The organism is Clostridium sp. JS66 (assembly GCF_033561535.1).
GTDB lineage: Bacteria > Bacillota > Clostridia > Clostridiales > Clostridiaceae > Clostridium_AM > Clostridium_AM carboxidivorans.
Window position 1 is genome coordinate 2,302,384 of the sequence record NZ_CP131467.1, and the last position, 17,880, is coordinate 2,320,263.

The following is a 17,880-nucleotide window of genomic DNA, read 5'->3' on the forward strand; positions in this document are numbered from 1 at the left end:
TTATTGGTTAGTTACAACTATAAAGAGTTTAATTTAAAGAGAGTAGGGCATTATTACAGTTAAGTTATAATTATAATGTAAGGAGATATTTGTATGACAGAATTCTGGGAATCAAGTTTTATAGAAAATCAAATGATGTGGGGATTTGAACCTTCAGATTCAGCAATATTGACAAAGGACTTTTTTCTTAAAGAGAAAGTTAAGGATATATTGATACCTGGCATTGGATATGGTAGAAACGCAAAGGTTTTTATTGATAACGGAATAAATGTAACAGGTATTGAAATTTCAAAAACAGCAATTGATTTGGCAAGACAAAAGGGGCTTAATAATAGTATTTTTCATGGTTCAGTAACTGATATGCCTTTTGATAACAAACTCTATGAAGGTATATTTTGTTATGCACTTATTCACTTATTGGATAAGTGCGAAAGAGATAAGTTTATTAAAGATTGCTATAATCAGTTAAAACCAAACGGCTATATGATTTTCACTACTATTTCAAAAGAAGCACCAATGTTTGGAAAGGGCAAACAACTAGATAAAGACTACTTCGAGATAATGGAAGGGTTAAAAATGTTTTTTTATGATTCCGATTCCATAAAACGAGATTTTGGGAAATATGGACTTATAGAATTTTCAGAAATTGTTGAGCCACATAAGAATGCAGAAAATAAACCTCCATTTAAATTTATAATGATAAAGTGCAAAAAATTATGAAGTTCAATGGGCCAGGTTGCTAAGATAATGTTATAACAGACTTTTAGTGTCGGGGTGTGGCTCATGTTGAGCTCACAAAAACAAAAACCTAGGAATTGCTTCCTAGGCCTTTGTTTTTGTAGTTAAAGAATTCAATAATCTAATATAAAAAGTATTATGGTATTTATTTTATTTAGAATATAGGAATATCAACGCCAGAGATTATTTTAACATTATTTTCATATGCATATTCTGAGTAAAGAATTGTGTACTTGCTTCTATTAGTTATAAAATAATCTACCTTTTTAAATATTGCTCTTTCACTTTCTTTAGTGCTTGTATAAACATTAATACTGCATTTAAAGTTCTCAGCTGTTGATAATTCGTGTATAAACTGATGAAGCGAATTAATTAATTCAACATTGTTATTTGAAGATTCCTTATCAATGTATAAAATTAATAGGCAATCTTCTTTTGATTTGAATTTTCTTACAAATTCCCTTACTACTCTTTTCCAAATGGCATATGGGTCTGTAAAATCCATGAAGAATAGATATGTGTTCTCTAATTTTGATATTTCAACATCTTTAATTTTTCTATTATTATCTAACGCTTCATCATAAAATTTATTGCAAAAAGTAGTAATATCTTGGCTTTTAAAGAATTCATTATTTTCTTTAATTTTATCGTCACTCCAATTCCACCATTGAATAGTAAGAAGCTTATCTATTATTTCTTTGCTGAATCTGTATTTTATTATCTTTGCAGGATTTCCTCCTACTACTGCATATGGAGGTACATCTTTAACAACATGGGAGTTAGCAGCTACAACTGCTCCGTTGTGAATTATTACCCCTGGCATTATAGTTACATTATGACCTAGCCACACGTCATTTTGAATTAATATTTGTCCCTTTTCTTTATAATTACCTTCATAGTCAGGTTCGATATTTTCTTTAAATAGCTCTGATACTCCTGTGGTTAGATTGAAATAATTATGCCCCAATCCTACAGTAAAATTTGAACAATGTCCAATTGAAGAAAATTGACCTACATGTAAATTATGAACTGCATATCCTTGTGAAAAGGTAAAGTTTGCTCCAGTGGTAATTAGTCCATCAGCAAGATAAGAATCCCTCCCAACACATATCAGTGGAAAACTAGCTCTATTTTCAACGTTAAAGTAGAACATCTTAGTTTCTCTATTTGTCCAAGCAGGCACTGCCAATTTAACAATCATACTCTTAATTCTCCTTAAAGTTAATTTTTGTATCTATACTAAGCTAACTTATAACATAGTTCAACATGTAATATACTAATAGTGTATGTTGTTAATTATGATAAAGTTCATCATATAATTACACGCATGCTCAGATAAGAGGCATTTCTCACAGGAAAACGTAACCTGAGTTTAAGAGTCATTTGATTTAGTTTGCATCCTAGTTTAGCAGCTTTAATTGACTGCATGTGAAATTTAGGAATTTTAATTATATTGTGAAAGCATCGATTGAGTGTAACAAGAATAATCTACAATACTTTATTACATTATCAAACTCAATCATTCATATTTTATTAAATATTTGCTGTTTTATGAGCGAGATTTCTTTATTTGTGATCAATTACAATCGATGCTAGTTAATATCATTCATATTCGATTAAAATCAATTAAAAACATTCAAAATTTTATTGACATTATAAATTAAATCGGTTACAATTAAGTAAATCAATCAAAAACGTTTACAAAATGATTGGCTTTGAAAGATATATTAAAAATAATTGAATGAAAGTGATGATTATATGTTTGCAGAAGAACGCCAAAAAAAAATATCAGAATTATTAAAAGAACAAAGTAGTTTAAAAGTAACTGCATTAACAGAAATATTTGATGTTTCTGAATCTACTATAAGAAGAGATTTACAAGAGATGGATGAAAAAGGTCTTTTGACTAGAACTCATGGAGGAGCAGTTAGTATACAAAGTACCAGCTTTGAACCTTCTTTTAAAGAAAAAGAAATAGAAGGTCACGATGAAAAAGTTATTATAGGAAAAATTGCAGCTTCCATGATAAAAGATGGAGATACAATTTTACTGGATTCAGGAACCACAACTTTAGAAGTAGCAAAACACATAACTGCACATAGAGTTACAGTTATAACAAATTCCATAGATATATCAGCTGTTCTAGCAAATAATGAAAATATAGATCTTATTGTTACGGGTGGAAGTATGAGATTTACTACAAGAGCTATGGTTGGTTCTATAACTGAAAACGTATTAAAAAATTTTAGAGTTGATAAAGCCTTTATTGGAACTAATGGTATATCAATAGAAGAAGGTGTCACAACCCCTAATTTTATAGAAGCTCAAACTAAAAAAGTTATGATGAATGTATCAAATAAAGTTATTGTTTTAGCTGATAGCTCTAAATTTAATAAGGTATGTTTTTCCGTTATAAGTCCTATAAGAGCTGTATCTTCCATTATAACAAGTGGAGAATTAAACAAAGAAACTTTAAAAAATTTTGAGGATGCTGGTGTTGAAATAATTTGTACTGAACAGGAGGAATAAATGTGATAATAACAGTAACTTTAAATCCTGCTCTAGATAAAACTATTACATTAAATGGATTAACTATTGGAAATGTAAATAGGGCAATTACTACAAGACAAGACATTGGCGGCAAAGGCATAAATGTCTCAAAAGTTTTAAAAAACTTTCATGTAAATTCTTTATGTACAGGTTTTTTAGGTGGCAGCCTTGAGAATGTGTTTATCGAAGACTTAAAAAAAAGGGAACTAAGTAATGAATTTATCCATATTAAAAATGAAACAAGGACAAATACTAAAATAGTGGATAGTTTAAGTAATACAAATACAGATATAAATGAACCAGGTCCAAACATTAGTGAATATGAGCTTGAAGCATTTATAAATAAATTTAAATCCATATGTAACAAAGGAGATATTGTAATTTTATCAGGTGGAGTAAGTCCATCCTTGCCAGATGATATCTATTTACAATTAACAAAAATAGCAAAAGCAAAAGAAGCACTAGTAATTCTAGATGCAAGTGGAAATCTTTTAGAACAAGGTATAAAGGCTTGCCCTGATATTATTAAGCCTAACGATCATGAACTACAAAAATTGTTAAACTTAAAGGATGTCTCCGATGAAAGCATTATAAATGCAGCTAAACAACTAAACAGTCAAGGAATATCAAAAATTATGATTTCACTTGGAGAAAAAGGCGGATTGTTTGTAACAAAAAATGGTGTATATAAATGCCATGGACTTAAGGTTCCAGTAAAAAGTACTGTAGGTGCTGGAGATTCAATGGTAGCAGCTATAGTGTACAGCTTATTGAACAATTATAGTGATGAAGAAACTTTAAGATTTGCAACAGCCTGTGGGGCAGCTTCAGTATCACTTGAAGGTACTCAAGCTTGTACTTTAGAACAGGTAAAGAAACTATTAATAGATGTTAAATGTGAAATTAAGGAGGAATTTTAAATGGCAACAAAGGACATGTTTTCAAAGAGCAGAATATGCTTTGATTTAAAAGCAACTAATAAAGATGAGGCTATAAAAGAGTTAATACAAGTTTTATATGATGATGGCAAAATAACCGACAAGGAAAAATTTAGACAAGCTGTTTTGAAGAGAGAAGAAGAATTTTCAACTGGTATAGGCATGGGAATTGCAATACCACATGGAAAAAGTGATGCTGTAAAGGAACCTTCTATAACTTTTGGAAGAAGTAATAAAGGTATAGATTATGAATCTATGGATGATAAGCCAGCTTATTTATTTTTCCTTATATCTGTTCCAGAAGAATCAAGTGACATTCACTTAAGAGCATTAAGCGAAATTTCTAGAAAACTTATGCATACTGAAATAAGAGAAAAGTTATTTAAAGCTCAGAGTTTTGAAGAATTTATAGAAGTTTTTGAATAAATAATAAAGGGGGAAAAAATTATGAAATTAGTAGCAGTAACGTCTTGTCCAACTGGTATAGCTCATACTTATATGGCAGCGGAAGCCCTTCAAATGGCAGCAAAGGAAATGGGGCATGAAATAAAAGTTGAAACTCAAGGTTCTGTAGGTGCTGAAAATGTAATTACAGATCAGGAGTTAAAAGAAGCAGATGCAGTTATAATTGCAGCAGATACAAACGTTGATATGTCAAGATTTGTAGGCAAACCAATGGTAAAAGTTTCAGTTAAAGATGCAATTAAAGATTCTAAAGACCTTATAAACAGGGCTTTGGCTGCTAAACCAGCAGAAAGAAAAGCTGATGCAAAAATGCCAGTAGTTGAAAAGAAAGAGAAAACAGGTGTGTACAAGCACTTAATGACAGGTGTATCCTTCATGATACCATTTGTTGCAGCTGGTGGTCTTTTAATAGCTTTAGGTTTCGCACTTGGTGGAATTTATGTTTATAACTGCCCTGGAACTCTAGCAGAAGCGTTGTTCAACACAGGTAAAGGAGTATTTGCTCTTATGTTACCAGTTCTATCAGGATATATTGCTTATTCAATAGCTGATAGACCAGGTATTGCAGCTGGTTTTGTAGGTGGTTCTCTTGCAAGCGGAGCAATTTATAGTGGACAATTTTTAGCTCATCCGCCAGCAGCTGGCAGCAGTGGATTTTTAGGTGCTTTAATCACAGGTTTCTTAGCAGGTTATATAGTTTTAGGCTTAAAGAAGATTATTAAACTTCCAAAAACATTAGAAGGTTTAATGCCAGTGTTAATATTACCATTACTTTCAGTGGCACTAATTGGTTTAATATACTTATTTATCTTAGGCACTCCTCTTATAGCTATAAATACAGCTTTACTAGCTTGGTTAAAAGGATTAGCAGGTGCAAATGCAGCAGTTCTTGGTTTAATTCTTGGATGCATGATGGCATTTGATATGGGTGGTCCAGTTAATAAAGCAGCTTATGTTTTTGGTACAGGTACAATAGTAGCAGGTGGTTCTCCAATAATGGCAGCAGTTATGGTAGCTGGAATGACTCCTCCACTTGGAATAGCTTTAGCTTCAACAGTACTCGCTAAAAAGAAATTTACAGATGCAGAAAGAGAAGCAGGAAAAGCAGCTTGGGCACTTGGATTATCCTTTATAACAGAAGGTGCTATACCATTTGCAGCAGCAGACCCATTAAGAGTAATACCTGCAAACATGGCAGGCTCTGCAGTTGCAGGCGCACTATCAATGATGCTTGGTTGTAAACTTGCAGTTCCTCATGGTGGAGCATGGGTTTTAGCAATTCCAAATGTTGTAACAAACCTTGGTGGATACTTAATTGCTTTAGTAGCAGGTACTGTAGTAACAGCTGTGATACTTTCAGTAGTTAAGAAAAATATTGAATAGATATAAATATTAGTTTTAAGAACTGTCTTACAATAGAAAGCAATTTCTAAAGGAAGGCAGTTCTATTTACTTATTGTGAATTGAACTTTTGCAAATACAATTTTGAATTAATATAAACACATTGTGACACAACTTTTTCAGAGGACAGTGTCGGAAGATATATATAAGTAAAATTATTGCGAAAGCTTTACAGGATGCAGATATAGATTGTCCACCTATACTGCATCCTTGTATATTATCTTTAGTGTTTTTTAATATGGAAGTATGTCTATTACATATAAGCATTTAATATAACACTTTTATATTCATCCAGCAGAGGAAATTTATTATCAATTGCTATATTAATAATCTCATCTGTAGGGTAACTAATTCTTCTATTTGTTAAATTAACTCTATCTTCAACAAAATCTAAAACTCCATAGGATATTCTATTATCACCATCAAGTGAATTGCCTATACTTCCCACATTAAATATGATTTTATCATCTACTTCACCAATAAAAGAAGTATGAGAGTGTCCACTTAAAATAACTTGTTCTTTCACACCTTTTATTGCTTTCTTAATTTCTTCTTCTGGAACACTGCAATCTATTGCTTCAACTATGGATTGAGGTGTTCCATGAACACATAGTATGCTAATTCCATTTAAATTAATTGAACATTGTAATGGCAATTCTTTAAGAAATACTATTTGATCTTTCTTTAAATTATCCTTTGCATATTTATAATATGAATATAGTTCCTTTTCTCTTTTTGTTGAAGGTATACAAACATCTGTAATTTTTTCAAGCCATAAATCTGTATTTCCTTTAATCCATGCTATAATTTTTAAATCCTTATCTTTTAGCATTTCAAGAGACTGTGAAGGCATAGGACCTTTCATTATTATATCTCCTAAAATAATAATTTTTTTAATACCTAAACTTTTTAAATCATTTATTGCATATTGTAATGCTACTCCATTGCCATGAATATCAGATAAAACTGCTACCTTCATAAAAGTCCTCCTTGATTTATATTTTTAGTTAATAGGTAAGAGCGAATAATTAATAGTTAATTAAGTGAAAATTGTATATATGAAAGTTGAGCAAATAATAGTTTGTCTATATAATAAATTATAGCATACAGATAATAAAATGAATGAAAGAGGTTGTATTATGTCACGAAAGGAAATTTTAGATAAATTAATTTTAAGGGAAACAATTGCCCCTAATGTAGCAGAGGCTTTAAAAAACAATGTTGATTTTGGTGATTTGCTTATATATTTTAGTAATGCAAGTAATGCATACTGCTTGGTTAATGGTTTTCGTTATGAAATAAGACTAGATGGAAGACCAATTGTTTGGGAACGTTATGAGATGGGGGAAGATTTATTTTTAAAACATGCAGAGAATTTTTCAAATAACTATTTTGAACCAAAACAGGAGTTATTACTAAAGATTCCTAAGATTATGTCGGAGTTTCTTGCTCCACTTAAATGGATAGAAAGTAATATTGAAATGTTATCAGACATTGAACTAGGAAGTATATTGGTTAGAATTGGTGAAATATTACTCGAGGAAATGAAACAGAAGAAAAATGCAGCATCAAAGTTATCAGATGACAGTTTGTGGGTGGAAGTTGTTGAAAGAACTCTTGAAGTGTGCAAAGGCTTTGTACAAGGAGAAGGTGTTACAGCTGATGAACTTTATCCTCTTCTGGATAGTGAAGATTGTTCAGATATTGTTGAACTTTCATGTCAAGTAGAAGATAATGATATTATATTACTTATAGGTCATATAAGCAATATAACATCATACATACTTACACTTGCTATTTACAAGGAGTATGGGGAACATTGCCCACTTCCTGAAATACTTGATAGTTTCCAGGGAGAAGATATGTCAGAAATGTTTATAAAATTTTTGCTTTATATGATACAGGATAAATTAATTAATAAAGAAAAAATACTCTTTTGTTTAGGGTTAAATAATTTATAATTTTAATGGAAAAATGAGTTGATTTTAGCAACAAAAGCTGTCTTATAATAGAAAGTGATTTTCTAAAGTAAGGCAGTTTTATTTTTATTTTATATTTCATTAGAAGCTTAATTTGTTTGTTCTTATTCAATTTTAGAAAATTCACTTTATTAAAATCTTGCATCGCAAATTAGTTTTTATACAGCTTTACGAAGTCAGTAATTATAAAATAAAGTCGTTTGATATATAATTGTATTATTAAGGAAACGGTGTAGCATTATGGAAAATTGAGTGTTTTAATAAGCATTTTGTGACTAGTCTAAGTGGAAGGAATGAGAACCATGATGAATAAATTAAGCTTTTTTAATAAGTCAAATTATGCTTTTACAAAAGAACAAAACTGTAAAATTATCCATGATCTTAATGCAAGTAATATTACACGAATAAAATTATTTCTTGTTTTTATTTTTGATACTTCAATTGATGAAGCTTATGCCATAGCTGAAAAAATTAGATTGGCAATTCAGGATAATGTAATAGTCACTGATAAAATTCAAATAAAGATAACTGCAAGTTTTGGTATTTCTCTATTAAAAGACAATTTTTCAGAATCCTTTGATGCTTCCTATAAATTAACGAATGTTGCCCTTTACCAAGCTAAAGAACAAGGGAGAAATAAAGTTGTAATAGCTTCATTAGATATGTAAGAATATAAGAATAAGACTTCTTTAGTGAATGAATTGAGATATCAATTTGCTGTTAAATAATTATAAAAAAGTTATTCGGAATAATTTGTACTTAAACGAAAAATTCTCTTTACAATTATAGTTGTATAGAGAATTTTTTTATTTTTGCATTTATTTAAAGGTAACTATCCAGTAGAAAATCTATAACAAATACATAGTGAAGTTTTTTTATAATAAGTTTTAAAATTTATTATAAAAATACTCCAAAAGGGGTATAGCACATAAAAAACTTTTATATTATGATAAAAATTACTTTGAAACAAATTAAGATAATTTTTTTACATATTAGCTTATTTTTGTAGGAGACATTTTTGTTTGCAGGTCATATTGGAACAGGATTAGATGTAATTGCTGATAATAGACCTGCAGAAATAAAAGTTATATTTAAATAAAAAACTGGCCATTTAGCCAATAGTATTTTATAAAAAATAACTATACTATTTGAGTGTAAGGATTTTTATGTGGACATTTATCTATATAAATTTTAAAAATTATATTTGTGTGTTAAATAGCAATAAAATATCTATAGAAAATTATGATTTTCAGAATCGTTTGACTTTATTCGTTAATGATAGCAATATATAAAAATTTTCATAAAAGTAGAAAAATTGCATAAAAATTTATTTATGTGAAGGTATTTGGTGAAAAGTGAAGAATATTATATTAATGCAATATGTTGGAAATAACAATCATTAGGATTGATGAAGTTACAATATATGCTAACGTGAGTAACACAAGATAAACAAGGTTGAATATATTTATGTGATAAATGGGAATGGTGGATTCATGCACAAATTAGCAACCTAGAATATAAGGATTTTTTGCAAACAGGAGGAAGTCTAATTTTATGAACAGTTATAAAGAAAAATTGAAAAATATAACTAGAATTTTGCTTGAAGAAGAGGATGAGTATGGAAAAATAAAAGATACATGTGATGATTTATTTACACTTTTTCTAGCTGCATCAGAGTTGAAGGAAGATGAGTGTAGTAGGAAAGAATACTATCTTCCAAAAGGAAAGGCAATCGGTACTTTTTGGGCAGGGGTCTGCGTGAAGGAATTAATGAGAACAAAGAGATTTATTAGGGGGATTTTTTTTGGAATAAAAAAAGCTCAAGAAAAGTTTCCTGATAGAACAATACATATTTTATATGCAGGTACAGGTCCTTTTGCAACATTAATGCTTCCGATAACTACTGTTTTTTCAAGTAAGGAAATAAAATTTACCTTACTTGAAATAAATCAGGGAAGTATAGAGGCTTTGAAAAAGATAATTAAAGTTTTCGAAGTGGAAGAATACGTAGAAGAAATTGTTCAATGTGATGCTACAGAATACAAGATTAATAAAAGTAAGCCTGTTCATATGATTATTACAGAAACCATGCAAAATGCACTTAAAAATGAACCACAAGTAGCTATAACTTTTAACTTAGTTCCTCAAATGGAGATAGAAGGAATTTTAATACCACAAAATATAGATATTGAAGCTGCCTTAATAGACCCAAAGAGGGAAATGGAAAGAACAATGGGAATTGAGGGGGCGGAAGGCGATTTCTATTATCCTCTGCGTAAAATATTTGAGTTGAATAAGGAGAGTGTAAAAAGAGTAATGAAAAATAAAAATTATGAATTTCCTGAAACAGAGATTGAGCTTTCACATATCATGGAGGAACGATATAAAAGGTTAAGTTTACTTACCACTATACAAGTTTTTGAAGGAGAGAAATTAACCTACAAACAATGTTCTTTAAACTTACCTTATAAAATAATGGATATAGACTGGAGAAATAATAAATGGAAAAAGTTGAGGTTTCAATATGTAGTTAGTGAAAAACCAGGCTTCATATATAAATTACAAGTGTGACTATTTGAGACTTAATTTTAAGTATAAAAACGTATTTTATAAAAAACTCACCCAATGAATGATATGAATTAAAAATGTACAATTATTCTATAGGAGATAAATGCTGAAAGGAATGATTATAAACATGGATGATAACGAACAAAAGTCTAGTAGGAATACTGAGGAAGGAATTAATATTTCAATAGAAGTGCTAGAAGCTAAACATGAGGACATGCTGTTAAAAATATTTAAGGAAAGTCGTCAAGATTTGACTTGGATTAGTGGTATAACTGAAGAACAAAAAGAAAGTATTATAGCACAACAATTTATGATGGAACAGCAACAGTTGATGGAAATGTATCCAGAGGCACAGCTGAATATAATTACGATGGATGGAAAGCCTATAGGGCGTCTTTATATTTATTATGGTAAAACCGTAGACCGAATTTTGGAGATTGGGTTGTTAGAAGAATACAGAGGTCGAGGTATTGGGAGAAAGATTGTTACCACAGTGGTAGGAAATGCTGTAGAAAAGGAAAAAACAGTATCTCTGCAAGTTGCTTGGTTTAACCAAGGGGCATATGCATTTTATGAAAAACTTGGATTTAAGGTTGTAGAAAACAAAGGAATTGCTTATGAAATGAAGTGTATTCTATAGTATTAAGAATTTTATGAAAAGGTATAGTCCAGTGTAGCATTGCTGCATTGTTGATTATAAATAATAAAAAAACAGGAGGAATTAAAAAATGGACGCTTATATTGGAACTATTTTAGCATGGGCAATGAATTGGGCACCAAGGGGATGGATGTTATGTCAAGGGCAGTCAATTCCGATAGCTCAAAATCAAGCACTCTTTGCGCTACTTGGATACAATTTTGGAGGTAGTGGTAATAATTTCTGCCTGCCAGATTTAAGAGGACGTTTTCCTATAGGGTATGGAGTAAATCCAAACAACAAAGTAAGTTATCAGTTGGCGCAGCGTGTGGATAACGTTGAAGCTGTAACACTTACAGCAAATAACATACCAGCACATATACATCCGATTACAAGCAGTGTTACTGGAGGTGGAGGTACTACACCAGTAAATATCGAGGTGAAAATACCTGTTAATACTGATGCTTATAATGCTGCTACAGTATTAAACACGCCAGGTAACACCTGTACGCTTGGAATTGCTAAAACTTCAGGAGGACAGAATGCCAATATTTATACTACCAATAGCCCAACAACAGGAGCAAATTTAAAACCATTTAATGTACAAGCTAATATTACTGTTTCAGCACCTACAGTAACATCAACATGTAGTGCTAATGTTCCTAATCCTTTTAGTGGAGTTAAAGTTATGCCATCTTATTTATGTGTAGGTTATATAATATGTGTTAATGGAATATTTCCTACAAGAGAATAACAAAGTAAGGAGTTATGAGCAATGTTAGAGAACTTTACCATAGGTACATTTAGTGTAGGGGATGTATTTAAAGTCTTTTATGGAGAAGGGCAGCATGTGGAAATTACCCTTGTGCAGGTATCTGCTTCAAAGTTTAAAATTCCAAATTTGAAAAGAGAACCATTTTTTTTAGTGTTTTCAAGCAATAAAGAAATATGGATTGAGACGGGCTGCTATAGTATGGAGCAGGAGAAAGTAGGAAACTTCGAAATGGCCATTACTCCTACAGCACCATTAGATGGAAAATTTAATTATTATGAGGCTGCTTTTTCGTAGTAAAGCTTTTGTTTCATGTGTAGTTTAAAGATAAAAGAGTTACAAGGAGGATTTTGATATGAAAAAATTTTTGAAAAAGGTATCGATACTATCTACACTTTTGTTTGTTTTAACAATTTTTCCAGGCCCCATGGGACTAGGGGAGAATAAGGCTTATGCAGCAACTACGCCTCAATCTGAGAATTTTGAATCAAATTCATATTCTGTTGGGCAATATGTTTGTCCAAAAACTATTGGAGATTGGACATATTCTTTGCTTAAAGCTGATGGAAGTGATGATACAAGTGGTATCCCAGGTACTCAAGCACCTTGGGTTGAAATTGTAAATAGTACTAGTGGATACTCTGGAAGTAGTATTCCAACTAATTCAAAGGCTATTTATTTTCAAGGAAATTGTGGATCGAATAGAGCAGCAAGAATTACCTCCACAAAAGGTAATTTTAAATTAGTATCCTTTCAAGCAGAGGATAATTTTACGAATGCAGATAATACTGATCCTGTAGAATTTACAGTAACAGGATATAATGGAGGAAGTGTTGTTCCAGGTGCAACACAAAAATTTACTGCTCCGAACGGGGCGGTGGAACCAGTAACAGTAACTTTGTCGGGTGCTGGGTGGAATAATATAAATGAGTTCAGAATTAGTCATAATAATACTACTGCTGATTTATGTATTTTTATGGATAATATTAGTGTAGCTGATCCGATTCTACCAGGAAAGAGCTTAACAGCAGCAACAATAAACAATGATGTAGATCATGATATAGACGTAACATTTGGAGCAGATTTAGATTTTCAAGAAAAAATAACAGGAGTAAGTTTTAATGGAAAAGCACTTGAAGCAAGTCAGTATAGTGTTTCCAGTGGAAAGGTAACATTAAAACCATCAGCAACAACAACAGATTCATCAAAGCAAAGCTATTTAAGAACACCTGCAACAGGAAATGTAGTAATAAAAGCAACAGGCTATGATGATTCAACAGTACCGCAGACAATCAATGCAGGAGCAGTGGCAAACCTTTCGGTTAGCAGACAGCCAGCAGCTGGAACCACAAGTGGAGATGCATTTGCAACACAGCCAATAGTGACTTTAAAGGATCAATATAATAATACTTGCTCAACAGGAGTGTCAACTACAGCAAACGTAGTAGCGAGTGCAAAAGCAGGGACAGGAACATGGACAATAGGAGGAACAGCAACGAAGGCAGCAGTAGCAGGTGTAGCAACTTTTACAGATTTAACATGTAGCCTTACAGCAGCAGGAAATGGAGCAATCCACTTTGCTAGTGGAACACCTGCAGTGGACAGTAATACCTTTACAATATCTGCAGCAGCAGCAACTGTACCAGGAGCACCAACAGGAGTAAGTGCAACAGCAGGAGATGGCCAAGCTACAGTAAGCTTTACAGCACCAGCATCCGATGGAGGCAGTGGAATAACAGGCTATACAGTAACCTCAAATCCAGGAGGCTTTACAGGAACAGGATCAGGAAGTCCAATAACAGTGAGTGGATTAACTAATGGAACAGCATATACTTTTACAGTAACAGCAACCAATGGAGTTGGAACAGGAGCGGCTTCAAGTGCATCTAGTAGTGTAACACCAACAGCTGCGGCAACCGTGCCAGGAGCACCAACAGGAGTAAGTGCAACAGCAGGAGATGGACAAGCTACAGTAAGCTTTACAGCACCAGCATCCGATGGAGGCAGTGGAATAACAAGCTATACAGTAACCTCAAATCCAGGAGGCTTTACAGGAACAGGATCAGGAAGTCCAATAACAGTGAGTGGATTAACTAATGGAACAGCATATACTTTTACAGTAACAGCAACCAATGGAGTTGGAACAGGAGCGGCTTCAAGTGCATCTAGTAGTGTAACACCAACAGCTGCGGCAACTGTACCAGGAGCACCAACAGGAGTAAGTGCAACAGCAGGAGATGGCCAAGCTACAGTAAGCTTTACAGCACCAGCATCCGATGGAGGCAGTGCAATAACAGGCTATACAGTAACATCAAATCCAGGAGGCTTTACAAAAACAGGAACAGGAAGTCCAATAACAGTAACTGGATTAAGCAATGGAACAGCATATACTTTTACAGTAACAGCAACCAATGGAGTAGGAACAGGAGCAGCTTCAAGTGCATCTAGTAGTGTAACACCAACAGCACTGGCACCATTACAAACAGTAGCACCAGTAATAACAGGGACTCCAACAGCTGGGGATACAAGTATAAGTGGAACAGCAGAATCAGGATCAAGTGTAATACTTAGTGTAGGAGGAGTTGCAAGACCAGCAGTAACAGCAGTAGGAGGAACTTGGACAGTTAGTGGATTAACATTAACAGCAGGACAAAGTATATCAGTAACAGCGCAGGCAAGTGGAAAAACAATAAGTAGTGCAGTGACAGCAACAGTAGCAATGGCACCATTGCAAACAGCAGCACCAGTAATAACAGGGACTCCAACAGCTGGAGATACAAGTATAAGTGGAACAGCAGAAGCAGGAGCAAGTGTAATACTTAGTATAGGAGGAGTTGCAAAACCAGCAGTAACAGCAGTAGGAGGATTTTGGACTGTTAGTGGATTGACATTAACAGCAGGACAAAGTATATCAGTAACAGCGCAGGCAAGTGGAAAAACAATAAGTAGTGCAGTGACAGCAACAGTAGCAATGGCACCATTGCAAACAGCAGCACCAGTAATAACAGGGACTCCAACAGCTGGAGATACAAGTATAAGTGGAACAGCAGAAGCAGGAGCAAGTGTAATACTTAGTATAGGAGGAGTTGCAAAACCAGCAGTAACAGCAGTAGGAGGAACTTGGACAGTTAGTGGATTGACATTAACAGCAGGACAAAGTATATCAGTAACAGCACAGTCAAGTGGAAAAACAATAAGTAGTGTAGCGACAGCAACAGTAGGAACACCAATAACCTATACCCTTACTTATACAGCAGGGCCAAATGGGACAATATCAGGACAAAGCTTACAGAGTGTAGCTGGAGGTACAATAGGAACAGCAGTAACAGCAGTACCAAATGCAGGATATCACTTTACAAACTGGAGTGATAGTGTGCCTACAGCTACAAGAATAGATAGAAATGTTCAAAACAATATAAAGGTAACAGCGTACTTTGCAGCAGATGTTCCAATACCATATATCCCTCCAACACCACAACCTACAACTGAAACCAGACAAGTACCAGTTGTAGTTGAGAATGGAAATCAAGAAAGTACTGCAGTTCAGACAACTATAACAAGAACTACAGATACGCAAGGGGTAAAAACAGATATTGTAAAATTTGATGAAAATACAGCAGCAGAAGCTGTAAAGAAGGCTTCAGAAACAAAAAGTACAAAGGCAGCTATAGATATTTCAAATACAGCAGGGAATAGTGCAGATAGAACAGAATTTCAACTTCCAGCAGTTTCAATGGGTGAACTTGCGAAACAAAATATCTCCTTAGATTTGAAAACAGAAAAAGCAGCCTTAGAGGTACCAGCAGTGACAATAAAGAAATTAGGTGAACAGGGTGCAGTAGTAAAAATAAGTGAGGAAAAAGATGAAAGCAAAATTGAAAATAATAAAGCACTTGTATTAAAATTAGCTTCAGGTGCACAGATAATTGCGGCACCACTTAATATAGAAGCTAATATTACAGGAAGAGTAAAGATAACTATTCCTATAGATTCATCTAAGCTTCCAACTTCAAAGGAGGAATTAGACAAGTTCCTTTCTTCCTTAGCAGTTATGGTTCATCACAGTGGTGGACAAGATGTGGTGGATAAAGGAACTATTGTATATGATGAAAAAGGCAGCGTAGTAGGTATTTCTATTTATGTAAATAAATTTAGCAGCTTTACTTTAATAGAAATGCCAAAGGATTATTTCAATGGAAAAACTACTGTTATGCCGGATAAGGTAGATCAAAATAAAGAATGGCATCTTAAGTTTACAAAGGAAGCAGATCCATCCACAGTAACATCAGATAATATATATGTAACTGATTCAAAAGGAAACAAAATTGACATAAAGGTAAGTTGTGAATCAGATGATGTAATTAAGGTATCACCTGTAAATTCATATAAATCAGGAGAAACTTATTATATATATATCACTAAAAAGGTTACCTCGAACTACAAAGAGCCATTAGCAGAAAATTTAAGATATGAATTTACTGTTAAGTAATACAATCCTCAAAAACAAAAACTTGAATAGGCATATGCTTATTCAAGTTTCTTTCTTATTGACTTAGTTTGGTTATAATATAAGTTTTTTCACATGTACATCTTTTGTTTCTGCTAAATTTATAAACTCAGATCCAACAGAAATTAACGGACATGTCAAATTGTTATAGTCAATCTTTAAAATTGTACCTACCTTTTTTGTATTCAATAGAACTTTCTCGCCAACATAAAAGCTGCTAATATTTTCAATGAATATTTTACAAAAATTATAATCCAATTTCCCTAAACTTTCACTTTTGATTGTTTCAAGAGCTTCAAAGGGAGATCTTCTTTTTTTATATATTCTATTAGAGTTTATGGCTTCAAATACATCTGCTATTGCGATAATTTTCCCAAAATTATGTATTCTTTCTTCTTTAAGTTTTAGTGGGTAGCCTGAACCATCCAATCTTTCATGATGCATTAGTATCCCTTGAAGAACATCTTCAGGAACAGAAGGTATTTTTTTCATAAACTCATATCCTAGTATTGGATGCAACATTATATGTTTGAATTCTGCTGGAGATAATTTTGTACTTTTATTTAAGGTCGAACAATCCAATTTTGTTTTTCCAAAATCATGTAATATAGCTGAATAAGTTAGTAATTCTAGTTCTGATCCACTTAATCCTAGCCACTTACCAATCATAAAAGATAGCACAGACACATTAACAGAATGCCTGTATAAATAATCTCCTCCACTGCCATAAAGAACTATATTTTTCACAACTGGTGCTGGATAATGAAGATCTGTCTGTATATCCATTGAAAGTTTCTTTATTTCCTTTATAATGTCATCAGCCTTATAATTTATATTTGTAAATAGTTCTCCAAGCACTCTTGTATATGCTTGAAAATACATTTCAACTCCTAAAACATTTTGATTTGATCGTACATTGACATTTTTAGATTTATTATGTGCAGGAAGCATAGTGTCAATGTTTTTATACCTTTCTGGATTAAATATTGTTACTTCGCCTTCTATACAAAAATCTTCTAATAATTTCTTCAATTTTTCTATAAGTTTTTCTGTAAGTTTTACATCTGAAGCTATGAAAACCTTATCGTGTAATTTAATCTCTTCTGCAACCACCATGCCAGGTTCTAATTTATCTATAGGTACGGCTATTTTACCAGGTATTTTATCCAAATCCAATTTTCTCATCTCCTTCTATCCATTACAATATATTTGAAATTTTATTATAATAAGCAAATTGATTACTAAAATGTATACTATAATTATCATTATACTAGCTTTCGTCATTTTTGGTAATGTACTGAAGGACATTATTATAATTTTTTTAT

The 17,880-nt window shown here is 32.5% G+C and carries 15 protein-coding genes; 12 read left to right on the forward strand and 3 right to left on the reverse strand.

The genetic code is table 11. The annotated features are described in order from the left end of the window. The first annotated feature begins 93 nt into the window (after positions 1 to 93). Positions 94 to 720, forward strand: coding sequence for a class I SAM-dependent methyltransferase (locus Q6H37_RS10865; protein WP_318741807.1), 627 nt, complete (start codon positions 94 to 96; stop codon positions 718 to 720). A 172-nt stretch (positions 721 to 892) separates the two neighbouring features. On the opposite strand, the gene Q6H37_RS10870 is transcribed toward Q6H37_RS10865, so the two are convergent. Continuing rightward, a complete protein-coding gene (locus Q6H37_RS10870) occupies positions 893 to 1,939 on the reverse strand; it encodes a hypothetical protein (RefSeq protein ID WP_318741809.1) in 1,047 nt (348 codons plus the stop codon). A 557-nt stretch (positions 1,940 to 2,496) separates the two neighbouring features. Here Q6H37_RS10870 and Q6H37_RS10875 point away from each other — a divergent pair. Genes Q6H37_RS10875 through Q6H37_RS10890 form a run of 4 tightly spaced genes read left to right on the forward strand, consistent with a single transcriptional unit; the run spans position 2,497 to position 6,074 of the window. Continuing rightward, positions 2,497 to 3,267: a DeoR/GlpR family DNA-binding transcription regulator gene (locus tag Q6H37_RS10875; protein WP_318741811.1), complete on the forward strand. Its 771-nt coding sequence runs from the start codon at positions 2,497 to 2,499 to the stop codon at positions 3,265 to 3,267. Between the two features lie 2 nt (positions 3,268 to 3,269). Then, positions 3,270 to 4,208 carry a 1-phosphofructokinase gene (gene pfkB, locus Q6H37_RS10880; protein WP_318741813.1) on the forward strand — a complete coding sequence of 313 codons (939 nt, stop codon included), beginning with the start codon at positions 3,270 to 3,272 and terminating at the stop codon, positions 4,206 to 4,208. After that, positions 4,209 to 4,652: a PTS sugar transporter subunit IIA gene (locus Q6H37_RS10885; RefSeq protein ID WP_318741815.1), complete on the forward strand. Its 444-nt coding sequence runs from the start codon at positions 4,209 to 4,211 to the stop codon at positions 4,650 to 4,652. A 21-nt stretch (positions 4,653 to 4,673) separates the two neighbouring features. Next, on the forward strand, positions 4,674 to 6,074 hold the full coding sequence (locus tag Q6H37_RS10890) for a fructose-specific PTS transporter subunit EIIC (protein ID WP_318741817.1): 1,401 nt from the start codon (positions 4,674 to 4,676) through the stop codon (positions 6,072 to 6,074). A gap of 271 nt (positions 6,075 to 6,345) precedes the next feature. Here Q6H37_RS10890 and Q6H37_RS10895 read toward each other — a convergent pair whose 3' ends face one another. Further along, positions 6,346 to 7,071 carry a YfcE family phosphodiesterase gene (locus Q6H37_RS10895; RefSeq protein WP_318741819.1) on the reverse strand — a complete coding sequence of 242 codons (726 nt, stop codon included), beginning with the start codon at positions 7,069 to 7,071 and terminating at the stop codon, positions 6,346 to 6,348. 160 nt (positions 7,072 to 7,231) lie between these two features. Between Q6H37_RS10895 and Q6H37_RS10900 the strand changes: the two genes are divergently transcribed. The 7 genes from Q6H37_RS10900 (at position 7,232) to Q6H37_RS10930 (ending at position 16,537) form a co-directional block, all read left to right on the forward strand. Beyond that, positions 7,232 to 8,053, forward strand: coding sequence for an Imm6 family immunity protein (locus Q6H37_RS10900; RefSeq protein ID WP_318741821.1), 822 nt, complete (start codon positions 7,232 to 7,234; stop codon positions 8,051 to 8,053). Positions 8,054 to 8,373: 320 nt separating this feature from the next. Further along, positions 8,374 to 8,739: a diguanylate cyclase gene (locus Q6H37_RS10905; RefSeq protein ID WP_318741823.1), complete on the forward strand. Its 366-nt coding sequence runs from the start codon at positions 8,374 to 8,376 to the stop codon at positions 8,737 to 8,739. An 886-nt stretch (positions 8,740 to 9,625) separates the two neighbouring features. Continuing rightward, the gene (locus tag Q6H37_RS10910) at positions 9,626 to 10,642 is read left to right on the forward strand and encodes a phytanoyl-CoA dioxygenase (RefSeq protein WP_318741825.1); all 1,017 of its coding nucleotides are present in this window, start codon (positions 9,626 to 9,628) and stop codon (positions 10,640 to 10,642) included. A gap of 124 nt (positions 10,643 to 10,766) precedes the next feature. Beyond that, positions 10,767 to 11,279, forward strand: coding sequence for a GNAT family N-acetyltransferase (locus Q6H37_RS10915; protein ID WP_318741827.1), 513 nt, complete (start codon positions 10,767 to 10,769; stop codon positions 11,277 to 11,279). An 88-nt stretch (positions 11,280 to 11,367) separates the two neighbouring features. Further along, on the forward strand, positions 11,368 to 12,030 hold the full coding sequence (locus tag Q6H37_RS10920) for a phage tail protein (protein ID WP_318741829.1): 663 nt from the start codon (positions 11,368 to 11,370) through the stop codon (positions 12,028 to 12,030). 21 nt (positions 12,031 to 12,051) lie between these two features. Further along, a complete protein-coding gene (locus Q6H37_RS10925) occupies positions 12,052 to 12,345 on the forward strand; it encodes a DUF6916 family protein (protein ID WP_318741831.1) in 294 nt (97 codons plus the stop codon). A 58-nt stretch (positions 12,346 to 12,403) separates the two neighbouring features. Beyond that, complete coding sequence (locus Q6H37_RS10930) at positions 12,404 to 16,537, forward strand: beta strand repeat-containing protein (RefSeq protein WP_318741833.1); 4,134 nt, start codon at positions 12,404 to 12,406, stop codon at positions 16,535 to 16,537. Positions 16,538 to 16,609: 72 nt separating this feature from the next. Here the strand turns inward: Q6H37_RS10930 and Q6H37_RS10935 are convergent, their stop codons facing one another. Next, positions 16,610 to 17,731: an HD-GYP domain-containing protein gene (locus tag Q6H37_RS10935; RefSeq protein ID WP_318741835.1), complete on the reverse strand. Its 1,122-nt coding sequence runs from the start codon at positions 17,729 to 17,731 to the stop codon at positions 16,610 to 16,612. Positions 17,732 to 17,880 lie beyond the last annotated feature (149 nt).

Bases quoted from the DNA above. Each gene is read 5' to 3' on its own strand.
- Q6H37_RS10865 (WP_318741807.1), top strand. From the start codon at position 94: ATGACAGAATTCTGGGAATCAAGTTTTATAGAAAATCAAATGATGTGG.
- Q6H37_RS10870 (WP_318741809.1), bottom strand. From the start codon at position 1,939: ATGATTGTTAAATTGGCAGTGCCTGCTTGGACAAATAGAGAAACTAAG.
- Q6H37_RS10875 (WP_318741811.1), top strand. From the start codon at position 2,497: ATGTTTGCAGAAGAACGCCAAAAAAAAATATCAGAATTATTAAAAGAA.
- Q6H37_RS10885 (WP_318741815.1), top strand. From the start codon at position 4,209: ATGGCAACAAAGGACATGTTTTCAAAGAGCAGAATATGCTTTGATTTA.
- Q6H37_RS10890 (WP_318741817.1), top strand. From the start codon at position 4,674: ATGAAATTAGTAGCAGTAACGTCTTGTCCAACTGGTATAGCTCATACT.
- Q6H37_RS10895 (WP_318741819.1), bottom strand. From the start codon at position 7,071: ATGAAGGTAGCAGTTTTATCTGATATTCATGGCAATGGAGTAGCATTA.
- Q6H37_RS10900 (WP_318741821.1), top strand. From the start codon at position 7,232: ATGTCACGAAAGGAAATTTTAGATAAATTAATTTTAAGGGAAACAATT.
- Q6H37_RS10905 (WP_318741823.1), top strand. From the start codon at position 8,374: ATGATGAATAAATTAAGCTTTTTTAATAAGTCAAATTATGCTTTTACA.
- Q6H37_RS10910 (WP_318741825.1), top strand. From the start codon at position 9,626: ATGAACAGTTATAAAGAAAAATTGAAAAATATAACTAGAATTTTGCTT.
- Q6H37_RS10915 (WP_318741827.1), top strand. From the start codon at position 10,767: ATGGATGATAACGAACAAAAGTCTAGTAGGAATACTGAGGAAGGAATT.
- Q6H37_RS10920 (WP_318741829.1), top strand. From the start codon at position 11,368: ATGGACGCTTATATTGGAACTATTTTAGCATGGGCAATGAATTGGGCA.
- Q6H37_RS10925 (WP_318741831.1), top strand. From the start codon at position 12,052: ATGTTAGAGAACTTTACCATAGGTACATTTAGTGTAGGGGATGTATTT.
- Q6H37_RS10930 (WP_318741833.1), top strand. From the start codon at position 12,404: ATGAAAAAATTTTTGAAAAAGGTATCGATACTATCTACACTTTTGTTT.